2 protein-coding genes are annotated in these 1,801 nt (G+C 56.5%); both read right to left on the reverse strand.

Annotated elements, in window-relative coordinates:
- Window positions 1-159: 159 nt before the first annotated feature.
- Complete coding sequence (locus tag ACP96_RS17055) at window positions 160-1,041, reverse strand: M48 family metallopeptidase (protein WP_050034204.1); 882 nt, start codon at window positions 1,039-1,041, stop codon at window positions 160-162.
- Between the two features lie 189 nt (window positions 1,042-1,230).
- Window positions 1,231-1,587 carry a HalOD1 output domain-containing protein gene (locus ACP96_RS18320; RefSeq protein WP_235271273.1) on the reverse strand — a complete coding sequence of 119 codons (357 nt, stop codon included), beginning with the start codon at window positions 1,585-1,587 and terminating at the stop codon, window positions 1,231-1,233.
- Between the last annotated feature and the right edge of the window lie 214 nt (window positions 1,588-1,801).

The raw sequence follows: 1,801 nt of genomic DNA on the forward strand, positions 1-1,801 counted from the left end.
ATACACAGATCAGGGCCAGCACTGTCATGGTTTCGTGAGTTCCGCGAAATCGCGCTGATGTGTGTCGTCTATAACATCAAGCGCTTCGTCAAACAGTGAATCTCTACGCCTTACAGCGATTCAACACAGCCCTGCGAGGAGTTCGCGGACCCCGGGCATCTACGAGCGGAGCCGCTGGATACGCTTCTCCATGGGCGGGTGCGTGGAGACAATTTGTTGGAGGAAGCCACGGTCAGAGCTGGAGATACAGAGTGCGCTCACCTGCTGATCAACGTTCGCGTCGCGGGAGCGCTGCCTCCCCCGCCCGCGGCCGCGCCGATTAGCCGACCCAGGGCTGCGCTGGGCACGTCCAGCCGACTGTTGGGCCTGCTGGTTGCCCTGATGAATTTTCTCAAGCGCGCGAGCGAGTGGTTCGCCCTGCCCGATGACATCCCTGGCGTCGGCGTCGGCGACGTATTCACGGTACCGGGAAATCGCGAGCACGAAGATCATTACGACGAACTGAACGATGTTCCCGACGACGACAGCGAGGAAGAAATCTGCGAGGTCGTTCTCGCCAGTGAACAACACGATGTACTGCGCAACGATAGCGACGATGGATGCGATGCCTTGACCGAGTTGCATCGTGATGACGTCGCGATTGTCGATGTGGGCGAGTTCGTGGGCGATGACGCCTTCGAGCTCGCTTCGGTCAAGCAGTTGAATGAGTTCCTGAGAGATGACCACGGTTCCGTTTCCGCGGCGACCGACCGCGAACGCATTCGGAACGCCCATACTGGCGATTTTCAACGACGGTTTCTTCATCTCCTTCTCTCGACAGACGCGCTCAACGAACTGATGAATCTCTGCGTATTGGGTCTCAGACAGGTCTTCAGCCCCGACGCTCCGTAACGCGGCCCACTTGCCAACTTTATACTGGATTCCGATCAAGAGGATGCTGCCGACGATAGCAATCGGGAGGATGCCCTCGCCGAACGCGACTATCGCTGCGGCGACGGCCACGAGGTAGAATCCCGCGAGAAGTGTACCGACGACGGCCATCCGTATTTTAAGTCCAATATGTCTCATGTGTGTTATGTTGTAGAGGTGGTCTCGGGAGTATACTCAGATTCGGCGTTGGCTGGTCTATCAACCCGATTCAGTCTCCGGGTGACGATTGTTCGATCGAGTCCGGCCGTCAATTCTGTATCGGGTCTGCTGTTCGCGGTGAGTCGTTGCATATGTGTGTGATTAGTCAATTGCGTTACGTTCACGGTCAGCGAGGCTGACCAAGAGCTGCCCGTCACTGTGAACAGAGACGACACACTCGGAGAGAACGAACTTGACCACTCCAGTCGATGGCGTCGACGATCCGTCAGCTCCGCCGAACAGTTGACTGAGCGCGAACGCATGCGTCCGATCGTAGCGGGAGGCGACTGCCGAACGGGCATCGCCGGTAACGGTTGATACGGCGTCGGTGACGGCTTCGTAGAGGGGTGTATCATTGCCCCAGCGAGCCAGGTAGCGGCCGTGCCACGATGCTGTCAATTCGTCAGCGGGCCGAGATTCATCGGTCATTGTGTATTCGGGCGCTTCGGGTTGCGCCACAACACATACTGAACGTTCGGTAAGTATCAATCTTTCCCCTCATCTCACGTGAGAGTAGGCCGCCTCAAACCTGACAATATTCTCAGCCACAATTCTCTATCTGCCGGGTATACCGCTTAAAACTAGTTTACTCGGATATATAGAGTGTATCTCATCGTGCCTCTGTCAATGGCCTTTTCCAGTTAGACGAAGGGTATGTGTTTAGCCCGAAGTG

The sequence above is a fragment of the Halorubrum halophilum genome, assembly GCF_000739595.1.
GTDB lineage: Archaea > Halobacteriota > Halobacteria > Halobacteriales > Haloferacaceae > Halorubrum > Halorubrum halophilum.

Excerpts from the sequence above, each read along its gene's own strand:
- ACP96_RS17055 (WP_050034204.1), bottom strand. The coding sequence starts at position 1,041 with ATGGCCGTCGTCGGTACACTTCTCGCGGGATTCTACCTCGTGGCCGTC.